The sequence below is a fragment of the Sphingomonas sp. genome, from assembly GCF_035998645.1.
In the GTDB taxonomy this organism is placed as follows: domain Bacteria; phylum Pseudomonadota; class Alphaproteobacteria; order Sphingomonadales; family Sphingomonadaceae; genus Sphingomonas.
The window spans coordinates 755,214-770,532 of record NZ_DASYHL010000003.1 but is presented as its reverse complement, the minus strand read 5'-3'; the positions used below and the strand labels follow the sequence as shown (position 1 = coordinate 770,532).

Here is a 15,319-nt window from a genome sequence, read left to right as displayed (position 1 = left end):
ATCGCTCACTCCGCCGCCAGTGCCATGCCGGGCTTCAGCACGACCTTGGTCACTTCATTCTGGTTGTCATGGAACATCTTGTACCCATCGGGCGCCTGTTCCAGCGGCAGCGTGTGGCTGATCAGGAAGGTCGTATCGACCTTGTCCTCCATCACCGCATTGAGCAGCGCCGGCATGTAATGCTGGACATGCGTCTGCCCGGTCTTGAGCGTCAGGCCCTTTTCCATGAACGCACCCAGCGGAAACTTGTCGACGAACCCGCCATAAACCGCAGGCATCGACACCCGCCCGCCCTTGCGGCATGCCAAAATCGCCTGCCGGATCGAATGGATGCGATCGGTGCCCAGGAACATCGACGCCTTGATCTGGTCGATGATGTTGTCGACGAAGAAGCCATGCGCCTCCAGCCCGACGCTGTCGATGCACGCGTCCGGCCCGATCCCGCCGGTCATCTCCAGCAGCGCCTCATAGGTGCTGGTCTCCTCGAAATTGATCGTCTCCGCGCCGAACTTGCGCGCGAGTTCCAGCCGGCGCGGGAAATGATCGATCGCGATGACCCGCTCGGCGCCCATCAGAAATGCCGACTGCACCGCGAATAGCCCGACCGGGCCACAGCCCCACACGGCGACCGTATCGCCCGGCTCGATGTCCGCATTCTCCGCCGCCATCCAGCCGGTAGGCAGGATATCCGACAGGAACAGCACCTTGTCGTCCTCAACCCCGTCCGGGATCACCAGCGGCCCGACATCGCTGAACGGCACGCGGACATATTCCGCCTGCCCGCCCGAATAGCCGCCGGTCAGGTGGCTATACCCGAACAGCCCCGCCATCGGCTGGCCATACAGCTCCTGCCCGATGTCCTGATTGTCGGCCGGCAACGCATTGTCGCACGCCGAATATTGATGCTTGCCGCAATGGAAGCACGACCCGCACGAGATCGTGAACGGCACCACCACACGCTGCCCTTTTTTCAGCGTCGATCCAGCGCCCGTCTCGACCACCTCGCCCATGAACTCATGGCCCAGAATGTCGCCCTTCTGCATCGTCGGGATATAGCCGTCGTACAGATGCAGGTCGGACCCGCAGATCGCGGTCGAGGTGATCTTGATGATCGCATCGCGCGGATTGAGGATTTCGGGGTCGTCGACCGTATCGACGCGCACGTCATGCTTCCCGTGCCAGACCAGAGCTCGCATCAGTTCTTTCCTTCCTCGAACAGGCGGCGGTTGCGCGCGCCCGTGGCGATTTCGCCGGTTTCCATCAGTTGCTTGAAGCGGCGCAGGTCGCGGCGCGCCTGGATCGCGGGTTCGCGCTGGAACATCTTGGCGATGACCTTGCCGATCAACCCGCCGGGCGGGTCGTACAGGATCGTCGCCGTCACCACCGTCCCGCGCCCGCCCTGTGCGTCGCGAAAGTCGACACGGCCGCTATTGGGGACGTCGGCGCCATCCTCCGAAGTCCAGGCGATGAATTCATTCTCGCGCTCTTCGGTGACCCGCGCGTCCCATTCGACGGTCCTGCCGCCGGGCGCCTTGACTACCCAGTGCGATCGGCTGCGGTCGAGCACGTCGATCCGCTCGATATTGTCCATGAACGACGCCAGCCGGGTAAAGTCGCGCCAATAAGCGAACAGCTCGTCGCGCGGGCGGTTGATCGTCACCGTCCGGCCGATCAGCGTATCGGCGTCCCCCTGAGCGGGCTTGTCGATCTCGGTCCGGATCGCGGCGTCCACCGCTTCGCTCGGGTGTTTCGACGTCGTCAGCGGCGCGTCGTCCGTCTGGTCGAGGGTGTCGGGCATAGCTGGGGCTCCTCGTTGCTGCAGATAAAACAAGGCGCGACGCCGCCTGTTCCCCTGCAATCACCCCGCTTCGTCGCAAGACTGGCCACGGATCAGGACGTAAAGCAGCCGTCACGCCGGCCCGCCGCGCCGTCAGCGATCCGGCACCAGCCCCTCACGCTCGCCGGCCAGCACCGCCTGCTCACGCGTCGGCGCGCATCAGCGCTTCACGGTGCGGCAAGAGCGAGAGAATGGCAGCGCGCGGGAACAGTAACATGCATAGGGCGGCCCGGCGCGACGGCGCGTGCGCTGCCCATCTTGGACAACAAGTCCTTAATCCCGATCACTACGACAATACCCCATCGCGATCCGTGAATTGGATTAAGCATCTGATACAGATCGCTTTTATTCCAATGTTCGCGATCTCCAACCATCAGCCGCTGCGAACAACCCAAGCTGCGCGCCCGGCGGCAGACACTCCCCTCCTATAAGTCAAATGATCCGCCTCCACGCCACAACGACGAAAGCGACCGAAAAACATGATGCGATGGTTCGAAGCTGAAGCGCCGATCCGGCAAAAGACCTTCATCGCGTTCGCGACGATGGTGGGCCTTTTGATGGTCGTTTCGTGCGTCGCGCTACTTCGCGGCGATTGGATTTTGGTCGGCGTCGGCGCCACCTGCGCCGCCATCGCTGCCGGGTTGGGCCACCGCTTTCGGCAGGCGATCTGCGACCCCTATGTCAATACCGTGGTCCGGATGGAGGCGCTCGCCGCCGGAGACCTCGACAGCGCGATCGCGTACACCGAGTACAAGGATTGCGTTGGTCGGATGACCCGCGCGATGTTCACCTTTCGCGACGCTGCCCAGGATCAGATCCGTTCTGCGGAAGAACAGGCCGCGGTGGTCACAACGCTGCGCAGCAGCCTTGCATCGCTGACCGAAGGTGACTTTACCGCAGAAATTCACGCCGAGTTCCCGCCCGCTTATGCGGAGCTCAAAACGAACTTTAACGCGGCGCTCACGTCGCTGCGGACGTTGATCGGGTCGGTCCTCGACGGCACCGAAACGATCGCCACCGGCTCTAGCCAAATCGCCCATGCTTCCGCAAATCTTGCACGGCGCACCGAAGCCAATGCAGCCAGCCTTGAGGAAACCACGGCGGCGGTCTCCCAGATCGAGGGGCAGATCAAGACGAGCACCGACGCCGCCGGACGTACGGTCAGTCGTGCGGATGGCGCAATTCAGAGCGTCGCGACCGGTCGCGTCACCACCGGCGAAGCGGTGCAGGCGATGACGCGGGTCAGCGAAAGCGCCAAGGGGATCGATTCGGTCATCGAAGGGCTGGACAAGATCGCCTTCCAGACGCGCGTGTTGGCGATGAACGCGGCTGTCGAAGCCGGGCGCGCAGGCGAAGCGGGCCGGGGCTTTGCGGTCGTCGCCGATCTCGTCTCCGCCCTTGCCATGCGCGCGGAGGAAGAAGCCGGCCGTGCCCGCGACCAGTTGACCGCCACCCAGACCGATATCGTATCGGCTGTTGAGATGGTGCAGAAGGTCGATACGGCGTTTGCCGATATTTCCGGCGATGTCGGCGCGGTCCACGTCCTGCTCGCAGAGATGGCGAACGCCAACGCAGCACAGGCAAGCGCCATCTCGCAGATCAGCGCCGCGATCGGATCGATGGATCAGGCGACCCAGCAAAATGCCGCGATGGTCGAACAGACATCCGCCGCAGCGCGCAACCTGTCCTCGGAAGTGGACACGCTGGCGGGGCAGGCCACCCGCTTCAATGTCGGCCAACCCTCGCTCATGGCGCGGCGCCCAACATCCGCGCGCGGCACTCGCGCAGGGGGGACCGTAACGCGCCTGTCCGCGTGACCAGGCTCTGCGAATACCGATGGCTGGGCAATGAACTGGCGTGCTGCGTCTCGAACCGCAGGATCGCTGCCCTTGCCCACTAGCGTGCATCTCGTATCCACATCGTCAATGCGATGCGAAGGTGGCGGGCTTCACCCCCGCCACCTTCGGTGCCGTAAATTCCCCTAGGCACCCGGAAACGGCCCAGTGACAGCCCCGCGCCTAAATAGCATGGCGATTAATGCGACGCCTAAATAACAAGGTCGAAATTCGCCTCAAATTCACGACCAATCCGGCTATAGTTGCAATATAATCCGCGCCGCCCAAGACAAGATCGCGAATTATTCCCATGGCCGTCCAACAGAATGAAATCCGCCATCCTATAAATTCCCTGAGTTGCTGATGGCCCCACAGAGGGTCGACTGAGGGAGTTTAACGATGACCAAGAATTATCTGGCGGGGGCGGCGCTGTCCGCCTTGCTATTCGCCACGCCGACGCTGGCACAGAGCGCGCCCGTCGATCAGGCCGAGCTGGTCGCGCTGCTCAAGGCGCAGGCCGAAGAGATCGCCGCCCTGCGCGCCCGGCTCGACAAGATCGAAACCGGCCACGCCGCCGCTCCCGCCGCCTCCGCGCCGCAGCAGCAGGCGGCAGCGCCCCGGCAGACCACCCGCGCCAGTGATGACGCGGTCGCCAATTCCTTCGCCCCGCAACTCGCCGCTGCCGATCTGGCCGACCAGTCGGTGGCGCAGGCGCGCGCGCTGCAGAATGTGTCGAACGTCACCACCGAATGGCGCGGCGGCCTGCCGATCTTCCGTTCGGCCGATGGCAAGTTCCTGTTCAAGATGCGCGGCCGCATGATCAATCATGTCAGCACGACCTTTGGGTCGGACTATGACGCGCGCAACATCACCACCACCGGCGCCCGCGCGCTGCGCATCGGGATCGAAGGCGCCGTCGGCCCACACTTCTTCTATCAGTTCGAAAACGACTTCGCCGACAACACCTCGGACGTCGGCACGATGTTCGTCGGCTGGCGCGACGATATCGGTTCGCTGTCGTACGACGTGCGCTTCGGCAACATGTTCAACGACCGCAGCTTCGAAGGCTCGGGGGGCTCGGACGCGCCGCCGTTCCTCGAACGCAACGTCGTCGCCACCTCGATCATCCCGCAGCGCGGTTTCTATGGCATCGCGCTCATGCCGCGCCTGTTCTGGAAGACCGGCCACGCCTCGGTCACGCTCAGCGGCGACGCCGTCGACGCCAGCCAGCCGATCAACGACAGCCGCACCATCCTCGCGCGCGCGCACTGGAACCCGTTCAAGACCGCGCGCTCGCTGGTGCACCTTGGCATCTGGGGCTTTGACGAGGAACTGTCCTCGCGCGGCACCGGCGCGCTGACCCGCAACACCGTGATCGGTGGCCGCTTCAACGGCAATCTGCGCGTGCAGACCGGCACGCTGACCGGCGGTACCGGCACCACCGGCTATGGCGCGGAAGTGGGCGGCTATGCCGGTCCCTTCTGGGTGATGGGCGAAGCGGGCAAGCGCGTCGCGCGCCTCAACGCCGGTCGCCCCGATTTCGAGACCACCGCCTGGAGCGTCTCGACCGGCTTCTTCATCACCGGCGACCTGCCACCCTATAACCCGCGCCTTGGCACCTTTGCCCAGCCGCGCGTGCTGCGCCCGGTGTTCGATGGCGGCCCCGGCGCGATCGAACTGCTCGCGCGCTATGAGAGCATCGAGTTTTCGGGCATCCCCAACGCGACCGAAGGCACCGCCGCGACGCTCGGCGCCAACTGGTATCTGGACAGCATCATCCGCTTCCAGCTCAACCTGATCCACTGGAACACCGACAACCGCGCCGGCAGCTTCACCGGCAAGGACAGCGGCCAGACGGTCAGCGCCGGCTTCGGCATCACCTTCTGATCGCGCAACCGGCCGACCAGCCATCGCCCGCGCCAGGGCGGCTGGTCGGCCGTGTCGCCCTTAGCGGGACGGCACAGCTCACCCTCACGGCACCAGCCCCGCACGCTCCCCCGCCAGCACCGCGCGCTCAAACTCCTGCCACGCATCGGCCCGCACCACCGCCTCGCGCCGCCGCCCCTGCGCGATCCGGTCCAGCGCCTTCAGCAACGCCGCATCGGTCTCGTCCGGCGCGGCATAGTCCGGCACCGTCCGCGCCTTCGCCGCCACCACCCGCTCCGCCTGCCGCGCTGCCTGTTCGCGCACCAACAGCGTGCGCAGCAGCGTCTCCGAATAGCGCCGCCGCGTCCCCGTCACCTTGCCGCCCTGCACGATCTCCTCGTCCCAGCCCTCGACGGCGCGCTCCCACGCCACCTGCTCCAGGCACGGCAGCGACCGCGCCAGCGCCGCCGCGCACGCCGCCGCAAATTCGGGAGACTTCGTCTTCAGCCGCGTCACCGAACTGCGCGATATCCCCACCCGCTGCGCCGCTTCCGTAATCGCGCCCGTCTCGCTCAGCGCGCGCAAAAACGCCCGCTTGCGCACCGCCGACCACCCGTCCCAGCGCTCACGCGGCCCGGTCTCCTCAGGAGGCGCGCCGCGCTGCGCGATCCAATCCGCCTGCCACGCATCCACCATCGCGTCCCAGCGTTCGCGAAACTCCGGCTCCCGCTGCCGCCGCTTATAGGCCGACCCGGCGCACCGCCCAATCGCAGCCGCCGCCGCCTGCGCCGTCCCGGTCTGCCGCAGCGCCAGCAAAAACGCCGTCTCGGTATCCTGCGTCCAGCGCATATAAGGTCGCTTGATCATCCCCCACCCCGTCCGCCACGTTGAGGGGGAACCAGTTATACGCGACGGGGCTTGTAGGAAAGAACATTTTGGGAACAAATTAGTCGATCCGGTCGATAGCCACTTCACCGGTCTTCACATTGATCACCTTGCCACCATCATAGCCCAAGATACCCGGGACAGGTACAAGGCGATTGATAAGACCGGCTCCAGGATGAAAGAACTTTCCGACCGCCTGATAATCTGCGGCGACGATCTTTTTCCCCAGCAACGACGCCGGAACTTTATCCTCGCTTCGCACCGGGCGCACAGTGCCAGCCGCCAGGTACAGGAACCCGTCGCTGCTCGGCCCGAATCCGGTCTCACTCGCCAATTCAGGAACGACCGACTTGGTCTTGGCCTGATCGAAGAGCAGGAAACCCAGATCGACGATCTCGCCTAACTTCGCTTCGAACCCTACCGTTCCCAGACAGAAGCAAACATGCAGACCGGATTCGAAACCAGCGCCCAACGTCACGCCGTACAACACGTACTGGGCGGCCGGGACCTCGACCAGATATGTCCGATCAACCCCATCCTGCGCGATCAAGTTCTTGTGCGGAATATGCTCCACATTCGAACCGTCGAGCCAATACAGAAACAGATTCTCGATCGTCGGTTTAGCCCAAACCCCAGAAAAGCTCGATTCGCGATCTTTATCGCCTTTCATTTTTGCCTTGTTGTAATTCTCGACCCACTTTGGCTTCCAATCTTGAAACGCTTTTTCCTTGGCTGCGAGATATTCGCTTACCTCTGCATCAGTGGGCACTCGCAAGAAGATGGGTTCGTGGCTATGGACACTTTTCGGACGATGCGTCCGAAACAGGATGTACGCCTTGTCGCTGCTGACGCTGGATAGGGTTTCGGGCGTGACGGGCCGCATGTGAACCGAACGATCTTTTGCCGCTGCAAAAGGCGCGACAAAAAATGCTGCCAAGAGCAACGCAAGAAACCGCATTATTTTGACTCCGGAAGCGGCTCTGCGTCGGGCGCGCCCATGGCCGCGATCTTCGCCTGCGTTGCGATCGACTTCAGCGAATATCCGTCGATGATCTTCTCCCATATGGCCTCCGCAACCGGGTATCGCTTATACCCCCTCGGCTCCATGCATCGCCGCATTCGCGACAACCGCGCGCGCCGATCAAGCGACTGGGATACCAGAGCGCCGATCAAACTGCCGCTTCCAGCAAACGCAGACTGCCCGCGATCCACACCCTGCTTGCCGTTCCAATTAATAAACAACGGAAGCATATTACCATAGCCGTACGCGGGTAAAAATTTGTAGCACTCGAACAGATCGAGATAGGCTTCTTTGTAACTAACGCCCTGCTTGTGGAAATAGAAGTTCTTCCAGCCAGATTGAACCACTTTTGGATCACGCCCACCTATCAAAGATGGAACTTCTACGGTTTCAGGGTCTGGAATGGCGATGTCTTGATACGCAACCGCCGGATCAACTAAAAAAGCCGTCACACCGATAAAGATGCACAGACCAGATACTCTAACACCCATCGCTTCCCCCTCATTTCATCTAACGCCGGTCTGACGAGCAAGGCAAGCCTCCCTCCGCGCACAATTCGCGCGCCTCCCGCCCCCTCACCCAAACGCCCCCACCACCGTCTCAATCGGCAGAAACAACGTCCGGCTATCCTCCGGAAACTCCAGAAACTCCGCGCAGCTCAGGTAAAACCGCCGCGCCGCCTCGCTCTTCGCCTGCACCATCACCGCCCCGATCCCGATGCTCTGCGACGCCACCGCGATCCGGCGCAGCGCGTCCGCCAGCATGTCGGCGCCAAGCCCGCGTCCGGCATGGGCGCGATCCACCGCCAGCCGCCCGATCACCGACACTGGCACGAAATTGGGCGCGTTGCGGCGCAGCTTGCCCGGCACCGCCGCGCGCGCCACCGATCCCGCCGAAATACAGAAATAGGCGACCACCCGATCGCCATCGCAAACGACATAGCTGCGCGAAAACCGGCTCTCATTGTCCAGCGCGCGGTGCTTGAGCCAGTCGTTCAGCGCAGGCTCGCCGCAATCGAAGCGGCTCAGATCATGGCCCGCACTCAGCGGGACCGGTGCCGCGAGCGCCATGCTGACGCGCTCAGGCTTCCCATGCCGGCTTGCGCCGCAACAGCGCGCGCAGCTTCGGCCCCGGCGCAGGCGGATTGTCGAGCGCGTCGACAAACGCACCGTACCGCGCGGCATCCAGTGCAAACAGCCGCTGGTCCAGCAGCACGTCAATTGCCTGCGCCCGCGCGCTGTCGACCATGAACTCGGTCCGCGTCTTCCCCAGCACCGCCGCCGCCTCATCGATCAACGCGCGCGTCTGCGCCTCAATCCGCAGGTTGATGCTGCCCTTGGCCTCGGCAGAGCGGCCCGGCGGGTCGATGGGGGCGTGCTTCGTCATGCCGGAAAGCTAGTAAAACGTATACACGATGTCAATACAGCACCCAATTCCTCCCCTGCCCCGCAGGGGAGGTGGCAGCGCGCAGCGCTGACGGAGGGGCCGCCCCGTAGAGGGCGGAATTTTGCCGAGCTGTTCCCGGCTGTCTGCGCAGCCGCCCCTCCACCACGCCCTTCGGGCGCGGTCCCCCTCCCCTGAGCAAGCTCAGGGGAGGAATGCCAAACCTCAGCTCCCCTTATACCCCCCAACAAAATCCCCACCCCGCCCCACGCCCCTCCCCTTCCCCAACCCCCCGCCCCCTGCTATCGGCCAAGCGAATCTTCGCTTTCGCACACCGGCGCGCTCGTGCGGCATGTTGCCGCCTCCCCGTGACGCCCGGCGTCAACAGAACAGGGAAAGGGACCCGCACATGACAGCCATCGGCCAGGACAGCCTCGGGACGCGCGACACGCTCACCGTCGGCGGCAAGAGCTATTCCTATTACAGCTTTGCCAAGGCGGCCGAGAAGCTCGGCGACGTCAGCCGCCTGCCCTTCAGCATGAAGGTGCTGCTGGAGAATATGCTCCGCTTCGAAGACGGCGTCACCGTCAGCACCGACGATGCCCAGGCAATCGTCGACTGGCAGAACAACCCGCGCGCGCCGGAGCGTGAGATCCAGTATCGCCCCGCGCGCGTGCTGATGCAGGATTTCACCGGCGTTCCCTGCGTGGTCGATCTGGCCGCGATGCGCGACGCGATGAACGCGCTCGGCGCGGACGCGTCGAAGATCAATCCGCAGGTGCCTGTCCACCTCGTCATCGACCACTCGGTCATGGTCGACGAATTCGGCACGCCCAAGGCGTTCGAGGATAACGTCGAGCTGGAATATCAGCGCAACATGGAGCGCTATGACTTCCTCAAATGGGGCAGCAAGAGCCTCGACAATTTCAAGGTCGTCCCTCCCGGCACCGGCATATGCCATCAGGTGAACCTTGAGAATATCGCGCAGGCGGTGTGGTCCTCGACCACCCCCGATGGCGATCTGGTCGCCTATCCCGACACCTGTGTCGGCACCGACAGCCACACCACGATGATCAACGGCCTTGGCGTGCTCGGCTGGGGCGTCGGCGGGATCGAGGCGGAGGCCGCGATGCTCGGTCAGCCGGTGTCGATGCTGATCCCCGAAGTCGTCGGCTTCAAATTCACCGGCAAGCTGCGCGAAGGCATCACCGCGACCGATCTGGTGCTGACCTGCACCCAGATGCTGCGCGCCAAGGGCGTGGTCGGCCGCTTCGTCGAGTATTTTGGCCCGGGCCTCGGCTCGCTCAGCCTCGCCGACCGCGCGACGCTTGCCAACATGGCGCCCGAATATGGCGCGACCTGCGGCTTCTTCGGCATCGACGACAAGACGCTCGATTACATGCGCCTCACCGGCCGCAGCGACGAGAATGTCGCGCTGGTCGAAGCGTACGCCAAGGCACAGGGCTTCTGGATCGACCCGGATCTGGATCCGGTGTTCACCGACGTGCTCGAGCTCGACCTCGACACCGTCCAGCCTTCGCTCGCCGGCCCCAAGCGCCCGCAGGACAAGGTGCTGCTCGGCTCGGTCGACGACGTGTTCAACGCCGACCTCGTCTCGGTGTACAAGAAGGATGAGCCGGTCCGCGTGCCGGTCGAGGGCCGCGACCACGATATCGGTGATGGCGACGTCGTCATCGCCGCGATCACCAGCTGCACCAACACCTCGAACCCCGACGTGCTCGTCGCCGCCGGCCTCGTCGCCAAGAAGGCGGTCGAAAAGGGCCTGAAGCCCAAGCCGTGGGTCAAGACCTCGCTGGCGCCGGGCTCGCAGGTCGTGACCGACTATCTCGAGAAGGCCGGGCTTCAGACCTATCTCAACCAGGTCGGCTTCAACCTTGTCGGCTATGGCTGCACCACCTGCATCGGCAATTCCGGCCCGCTGGCCGAGCCGATCAGCAAGGCGATCAACGCCAACGACATCGTCGCCGCGTCGGTCCTGTCGGGCAACCGCAACTTCGAAGGCCGCGTGTCGGCCGATGTCCGCGCCAACTTCCTCGCCTCGCCGCCGCTGGTCGTCGCCTATGCGCTCAAGGGCACCGTGGTTCAGGATTTCATCGCGACCCCGATCGGCACCGGCTCGGACGGCGCGCCAGTGTATTTGAAGGACATCTGGCCTTCGAATGACGAAATCCGCTCGGTCATCGACGGCGCGATCAGCCGCGACATGTTCGTTTCAAGATATTCGACCGTCTTTACCGGCGACGCCCGCTGGCAAGCCATCGACGTCACCGGAACCGCCACCTACAGCTGGCGCGCAGGCTCGACCTACGTCGCAAATCCCCCGTATTTTGAGGGGCTTACGATGACGCCTGCGCCGGTGATGGACATCATCGAGGCCAAGCCGCTGGCGATCTTCGGCGATTCGATCACCACCGACCACATCTCCCCCGCCGGCTCGATCAAGGCCGACAGCCCAGCGGGTAAGTGGTTGATGGAACACCAGGTTTCCCGCGCAGACTTCAACAGCTACGGCGCCCGCCGCGGCCATCACGAAGTCATGATGCGCGGCACCTTCGCCAATATTCGCATTAAAAATCAGATGCTTGACGGCGTCGAAGGCGGCATGACCAGCTACCACGGCGAAGTCATGCCAATCTACGACGCAGCGATGCGCCACAAGGCCGACGGCACCCCCCTGGTCGTCATCGGCGGCAAGGAATATGGCACCGGATCGTCGCGCGACTGGGCGGCAAAGGGCACGAATCTCCTTGGAGTCCGGGCAGTTATCGTCGAGAGCTTCGAGCGTATCCACCGCTCGAACCTGGTCGGCATGGGCGTCCTCCCGCTCCAGTTCGCCGAGGGCGTGACCCGCGAAACGCTGGGCCTCAAGGGCGACGAAACCTTCACCATCACCGGCGTTTCGGGCCTGCGCCCGCGTCAGGAGGTCGAGGTCAAGCTCACCCGCGCCGACGGCAGCACCGAGACGTTCCTGACCCGCTGCCGCATCGATACCGTCAACGAGCTGGAATATTTCCTCAACGGCGGCATCCTCCAGTACGTGCTGCGCAAGCTCGCGGCATGATCTGCATGGCGCTCCCGTTGTTCGCGGCCGGGCTTTGCCTCGACCGCGATCCGGGAGCGCCATGGGTCAAATTCGAGACCAAGGGGCAGGCGCCGGTCTTCGTCGATCCGACCAGCGTGAAGGATGAGGGCGGAGAGAAGGTGATCCGCCTGCTCGACACGGCCGAAACGCCGGCGACCAGCGACGTTTACATCGACCTGTCGGTCTCGTGCACGACGCGTCAGGCAATGATGATCCGCCTGACCGAGGCAAAGTCGGGCAAGGCGACAGACATCGCGCGGGAAAACCGCGAGCCAGTCGATCCCGACGACCCGTTCATGCGTAAACTGATCGACTTCGTGTGCGACGGAAAGCCACTCAAATGATCCGCGCCGCCATGGCCGTTGGCGTCCTCGCCCTCGCCCTCCCCGCCGACGCGCAGACGTGGAAGCCCGTCCCCGGCGCCGCCAATGCCTCGCTGTCGATCGACACCGCAGGGATAAAGCGTGAGGGCAAATGGCGCGTCTTCCGCACCCGCACCACGGCGCTCGGCATGGAGGGCACGATCATCGGCACGGTCGCGATGGACTGCGCCGCTGGGGTCACCGAATTGCGCGGCCAGCGCCTGCTCGCGCGCGGCAAGCTGGTGCGTGAACGCGTGTTCCCGGTCGCGAAACGCCCGCGCCAGAAAATCCCGAACCCCGCAAAGGACCCCGCGTTCCGGATGGTCTGCGGGCGCTAAACCGACCTAACGCCGCGCCATCACCGCGATCCGATCGGCCAAGTCATTGTCGCGGACCGTCACCGCATCGCGCGACCAGTTACCGACGAACGTCGTCGATTCCTTGAAGCCGGGCGAAAGCCACGCCTTGTTGCCCTCGATCACCAGCCCGGCGGAACTGTGCTTCACGCCCTCGGGCGCAACCGCGATCATCGTGCCGTAATTGTCCTTCGCCGGCCCCTGCTCGAACGCATTCCCGGCGATGCGCCCGGACGCGCCGTTCGACAGGTCGATCGCATAGTTGGTGTTGCGCCCCAGGCTGTCGTCGAAGCTGGAGTTGAGGATTTCGACCCGCGGCGCGCGCACCTTCACATAATGGCCACCGGTCCCACGCTCGAACCGCGATTCAACGACCTTCAGGCTCCCGTAATTGCCGACATAGATCGCATGCGCGCCATTGCCGGTCGGGTCCTTCCCAAGGCCAGCGAAGGTCGAACGCTCGACAAAGATGCTCCCGCGCGGATCGCTCGCGGTCAGGATGCCGCACTGGCCGTCGATAAACATCGCGTTGGTGACGTGGAGGTTACCGGTTTCCAGCCGGATGCCGGCGCCATTGCCATCCTCGACCAGCGTGCGCATGAACACGATGCCGTCCACCTTCGCGCCGCGCCCGCGCAAGACGAGCGTCGCCTTGCCCTCACAGATCGCTCGGTCGAACACCGACTTGCCGGGCACCTGTGCGACATAGGTAATGTCGCCCGCCTCCTGCACCGCGCATTCGCCATAGCGGCCCGGCGCGATACGGATGGTACCGCGGCGTTCGCCGATTGCCGATACCGCTTCCTGCAGGCTGGAAAAGGACTGGCCGGTCTCTTCCACCGTGAACGGCGCATCCTGCCCCTGCGGCAGCGCCGGGGCAGTCGTGGTGAGCAAGGCAGCGGCAAGGGCGAAAAGGCGCATGGGAAAGACTCCGGCGATGTGCCGAAACATATGCGCGCCGAATGTTAAAAAGCCCCTCCCATGCGCGGGAGGGGCTCGATCGGATCAGGCGTCCGCAGTCTCTTTGGTCAACGCCGCCTTGATCGCGTCGATGAACGCCGGGATGTCGTCGGGATTGCGGCTGGTGATCAGATTGCCGTCCACGACCACCTCTTCATCCACGACCGTCGCGCCGGCATTCTCCAGATCGGTGCGCAGGCTCGGCCAGCTGGTCGCGCGCTTGCCGTCGACGATATCCGCCTCGATCAGCAGCCACGGGGCGTGACAGATCGCGGCGATCGTCTTGCCGTCGTCGAAGAATTCCTGGATCAGGCCGATGGTGGCGTCGTCCATCCGCAGCGTGTCGGGATTATGGACGCCGCCGGGCAGCACCAGCGCGTCGAAATCCTCGCTGTCGACATCGCGGACCAGCGTGTCGGGGGTGATGCTCTCACCCTTTTCGCCGCCGCTCTCGCCCGTGATCGGGTCCATCTTCAGCGACGCCAGCGTCACCTGAACGCCCGCGTCGAGCAGCGCCTGCCGCGGCTTCATCAGTTCGGATTGCTCGAACCCGTCGGTTGCGATCATCAGCACGCGTGCCTGGGAAAGCTCGGTCATCATTCTATCTCCTCATGGGGTTGCCCCCTCAACAGGTCAGTTGCGACGCGGTTCCGGAACGATGCGGCGGGATGCGCATTGATCCGCCATGACGAGGGCGAAATGAGCGGCAAATTGCGATATTGCGACGATGGAGCGCCGGGCATCACCCGACGGGCGGTGCGCGGCGGATGGGGCTATTGGGACGCGGACGGCAACCGCATCACCGATCGCGACGAGATCGACCGCCTCAACGCCATCGCCCTGCCTCCGGCCTATATCGAAGCATGGTATTGCCCGCACGCCGATGGTCATTTGCAGGCGACCGGCGTCGATGCCCGCGGCCGCAAGCAATATCGCTACCACCCCGAGTTCCGCGCCGCACAGGAGGCAGCGAAGTACGACCGCTGCGCCAGCTTTGGCCAGCGCCTCGCCCGCCTGCGCGCCAAGATCGAAGTCGATCTGCGCAAGCGCGCGCTGAGCCGCGACCGCGCGGTTGCCGCCGTCGTCCGTTTGCTCGACCTCGGCCATGTCCGCGTCGGGAATGAGGGCTATGCCAAGGCCAACAAGAGCTTCGGCGCGACAACGCTGCGCCGCCGCCATGCCAAACTGGAGGGACGCAGCCTCAAGCTGCAATATCGCGCCAAGTCTGGCCGGACCCGCGTTTTGCGGATTACCGACGGCAGCCTGATCGGCTTCGTCAAGAAGTGCCAGGACCTGCCCGGACAGCATCTGTTCGGCTGGCTCGACGATGCCGGCGTGGCGCATCCGGTGACGTCAAGCGACGTCAACGCCTATATTCGTGAGGCGATGGGCGATGATTTCACCGCGAAGCATTTCCGCACCTGGGGGGCGAGCGTGATCGCGTTCGAGACGCTCGCCACCGCCGATTCCCATGTCGGGCTGAAGACCTTGCTGGAGCCGGTGACGGCCGCATTGGGCAACACACCGGCCATTGCGCGCAAATCCTACGTCCACCCCGACCTGATCGAACTCGCCCGCGACCGCGATGCTCAGGTTGCGTTTCGCGACGCCCTCGCGCTCCCGCGCACCACGCGCTACCTCTCCCGCGCCGAGCGGGGGCTGATCGCCTTTCTCGAGACCGGCGGAATCACCGCCAAGGCCGCCTGAAGGA

At 64.3% G+C, this 15,319-nt stretch carries 15 protein-coding genes; 6 read left to right on the top strand and 9 right to left on the bottom strand.

The features are described from left to right. Nucleotides 1-5: 5 nt before the first annotated feature. Nucleotides 6-1,196, bottom strand: coding sequence for a zinc-dependent alcohol dehydrogenase (locus VGN66_RS07565; RefSeq protein ID WP_327518235.1), 1,191 nt, complete (start codon nucleotides 1,194-1,196; stop codon nucleotides 6-8). Continuing rightward, the gene (locus VGN66_RS07560) at nucleotides 1,196-1,798 is read right to left on the bottom strand and encodes an SRPBCC family protein (protein ID WP_327518234.1); all 603 of its coding nucleotides are present in this window, start codon (nucleotides 1,796-1,798) and stop codon (nucleotides 1,196-1,198) included. Before VGN66_RS07560 ends, VGN66_RS07565 begins: the two co-directional genes overlap by 1 nt. Nucleotides 1,799-2,316: 518 nt before the next feature. Between VGN66_RS07560 and VGN66_RS07555 the strand changes: the two genes are divergently transcribed. Together VGN66_RS07555 and VGN66_RS07550 are read left to right on the top strand one after the other, a co-directional pair. Beyond that, nucleotides 2,317-3,654: a methyl-accepting chemotaxis protein gene (locus VGN66_RS07555; RefSeq protein WP_414713185.1), complete on the top strand. Its 1,338-nt coding sequence runs from the start codon at nucleotides 2,317-2,319 to the stop codon at nucleotides 3,652-3,654. Nucleotides 3,655-4,071: 417 nt separating this feature from the next. Next, a complete protein-coding gene (locus tag VGN66_RS07550; protein WP_327518233.1) occupies nucleotides 4,072-5,559 on the top strand; it encodes an OprO/OprP family phosphate-selective porin in 1,488 nt (495 codons plus the stop codon). Between the two features lie 84 nt (nucleotides 5,560-5,643). Here VGN66_RS07550 and VGN66_RS07545 read toward each other — a convergent pair whose 3' ends face one another. The 5 genes from VGN66_RS07545 to VGN66_RS07525 form a co-directional block, all read right to left on the bottom strand. Next, nucleotides 5,644-6,405, bottom strand: coding sequence for a hypothetical protein (locus VGN66_RS07545; RefSeq protein ID WP_327518232.1), 762 nt, complete (start codon nucleotides 6,403-6,405; stop codon nucleotides 5,644-5,646). Nucleotides 6,406-6,484: 79 nt separating this feature from the next. Continuing rightward, nucleotides 6,485-7,381 (bottom strand): hypothetical protein, encoded by an 897-nt coding sequence (locus VGN66_RS07540; protein ID WP_327518231.1) that lies wholly within the window; start codon nucleotides 7,379-7,381, stop codon nucleotides 6,485-6,487. Further along, the gene (locus tag VGN66_RS07535) at nucleotides 7,381-7,935 is read right to left on the bottom strand and encodes a hypothetical protein (RefSeq protein WP_327518230.1); all 555 of its coding nucleotides are present in this window, start codon (nucleotides 7,933-7,935) and stop codon (nucleotides 7,381-7,383) included. Before VGN66_RS07535 ends, VGN66_RS07540 begins: the two co-directional genes overlap by 1 nt. 84 nt (nucleotides 7,936-8,019) lie before the next feature. Then, complete coding sequence (locus VGN66_RS07530) at nucleotides 8,020-8,514, bottom strand: GNAT family N-acetyltransferase (protein ID WP_327518229.1); 495 nt, start codon at nucleotides 8,512-8,514, stop codon at nucleotides 8,020-8,022. A 10-nt stretch (nucleotides 8,515-8,524) separates the two neighbouring features. After that, nucleotides 8,525-8,830 carry a DUF1778 domain-containing protein gene (locus VGN66_RS07525; protein WP_327518228.1) on the bottom strand — a complete coding sequence of 102 codons (306 nt, stop codon included), beginning with the start codon at nucleotides 8,828-8,830 and terminating at the stop codon, nucleotides 8,525-8,527. Nucleotides 8,831-9,236: 406 nt separating this feature from the next. On the opposite strand from VGN66_RS07525, the gene acnA reads away from it, so the two are divergent. Genes acnA through VGN66_RS07510 form a run of 3 tightly spaced genes read left to right on the top strand, consistent with a single transcriptional unit; the run spans nucleotide 9,237 to nucleotide 12,630 of the window. Continuing rightward, nucleotides 9,237-11,909 (top strand): aconitate hydratase AcnA, encoded by a 2,673-nt coding sequence (gene acnA / locus VGN66_RS07520; protein WP_327518227.1) that lies wholly within the window; start codon nucleotides 9,237-9,239, stop codon nucleotides 11,907-11,909. A gap of 5 nt (nucleotides 11,910-11,914) precedes the next feature. Continuing rightward, the gene (locus VGN66_RS07515) at nucleotides 11,915-12,274 is read left to right on the top strand and encodes a hypothetical protein (protein ID WP_327518226.1); all 360 of its coding nucleotides are present in this window, start codon (nucleotides 11,915-11,917) and stop codon (nucleotides 12,272-12,274) included. After that, entirely contained in the window at nucleotides 12,271-12,630 is a 360-nt protein-coding gene (locus tag VGN66_RS07510; protein WP_327518225.1) for a hypothetical protein, read from the top strand. The genes VGN66_RS07515 and VGN66_RS07510 overlap by 4 nt, the downstream gene beginning before the upstream one ends. A gap of 6 nt (nucleotides 12,631-12,636) precedes the next feature. Here VGN66_RS07510 and VGN66_RS07505 read toward each other — a convergent pair whose 3' ends face one another. Together VGN66_RS07505 and VGN66_RS07500 are read right to left on the bottom strand one after the other, a co-directional pair. Continuing rightward, nucleotides 12,637-13,569 (bottom strand): right-handed parallel beta-helix repeat-containing protein, encoded by a 933-nt coding sequence (locus VGN66_RS07505; RefSeq protein ID WP_327518224.1) that lies wholly within the window; start codon nucleotides 13,567-13,569, stop codon nucleotides 12,637-12,639. An 84-nt stretch (nucleotides 13,570-13,653) separates the two neighbouring features. Next, a complete protein-coding gene (locus tag VGN66_RS07500; protein ID WP_327518223.1) occupies nucleotides 13,654-14,205 on the bottom strand; it encodes a type 1 glutamine amidotransferase domain-containing protein in 552 nt (183 codons plus the stop codon). Nucleotides 14,206-14,307: 102 nt separating this feature from the next. Here VGN66_RS07500 and VGN66_RS07495 point away from each other — a divergent pair, with 102 nt between their 5' ends. Further along, complete coding sequence (locus VGN66_RS07495; RefSeq protein WP_327518576.1) at nucleotides 14,308-15,315, top strand: DNA topoisomerase IB; 1,008 nt, start codon at nucleotides 14,308-14,310, stop codon at nucleotides 15,313-15,315. Nucleotides 15,316-15,319: the final 4 nt, after the last annotated feature.

What these genes read in the sequence shown, in the direction of transcription:
- VGN66_RS07565 (WP_327518235.1), bottom strand. Translation starts at nt 1,196, where the DNA reads ATGCGAGCTCTGGTCTGGCACGGGAAGCATGACGTGCGCGTCGATACG.
- VGN66_RS07560 (WP_327518234.1), bottom strand. Translation starts at nt 1,798, where the DNA reads ATGCCCGACACCCTCGACCAGACGGACGACGCGCCGCTGACGACGTCG.
- VGN66_RS07555 (WP_414713185.1), top strand. Translation starts at nt 2,317, where the DNA reads ATGATGCGATGGTTCGAAGCTGAAGCGCCGATCCGGCAAAAGACCTTC.
- VGN66_RS07550 (WP_327518233.1), top strand. Translation starts at nt 4,072, where the DNA reads ATGACCAAGAATTATCTGGCGGGGGCGGCGCTGTCCGCCTTGCTATTC.
- VGN66_RS07545 (WP_327518232.1), bottom strand. Translation starts at nt 6,405, where the DNA reads ATGATCAAGCGACCTTATATGCGCTGGACGCAGGATACCGAGACGGCG.
- VGN66_RS07540 (WP_327518231.1), bottom strand. Translation starts at nt 7,381, where the DNA reads ATGCGGTTTCTTGCGTTGCTCTTGGCAGCATTTTTTGTCGCGCCTTTT.
- VGN66_RS07535 (WP_327518230.1), bottom strand. Translation starts at nt 7,935, where the DNA reads ATGGGTGTTAGAGTATCTGGTCTGTGCATCTTTATCGGTGTGACGGCT.
- VGN66_RS07530 (WP_327518229.1), bottom strand. Translation starts at nt 8,514, where the DNA reads ATGGCGCTCGCGGCACCGGTCCCGCTGAGTGCGGGCCATGATCTGAGC.
- VGN66_RS07525 (WP_327518228.1), bottom strand. Translation starts at nt 8,830, where the DNA reads ATGACGAAGCACGCCCCCATCGACCCGCCGGGCCGCTCTGCCGAGGCC.
- acnA (WP_327518227.1), top strand. Translation starts at nt 9,237, where the DNA reads ATGACAGCCATCGGCCAGGACAGCCTCGGGACGCGCGACACGCTCACC.
- VGN66_RS07515 (WP_327518226.1), top strand. Translation starts at nt 11,915, where the DNA reads ATGGCGCTCCCGTTGTTCGCGGCCGGGCTTTGCCTCGACCGCGATCCG.
- VGN66_RS07510 (WP_327518225.1), top strand. Translation starts at nt 12,271, where the DNA reads ATGATCCGCGCCGCCATGGCCGTTGGCGTCCTCGCCCTCGCCCTCCCC.
- VGN66_RS07505 (WP_327518224.1), bottom strand. Translation starts at nt 13,569, where the DNA reads ATGCGCCTTTTCGCCCTTGCCGCTGCCTTGCTCACCACGACTGCCCCG.
- VGN66_RS07500 (WP_327518223.1), bottom strand. Translation starts at nt 14,205, where the DNA reads ATGACCGAGCTTTCCCAGGCACGCGTGCTGATGATCGCAACCGACGGG.
- VGN66_RS07495 (WP_327518576.1), top strand. Translation starts at nt 14,308, where the DNA reads ATGAGCGGCAAATTGCGATATTGCGACGATGGAGCGCCGGGCATCACC.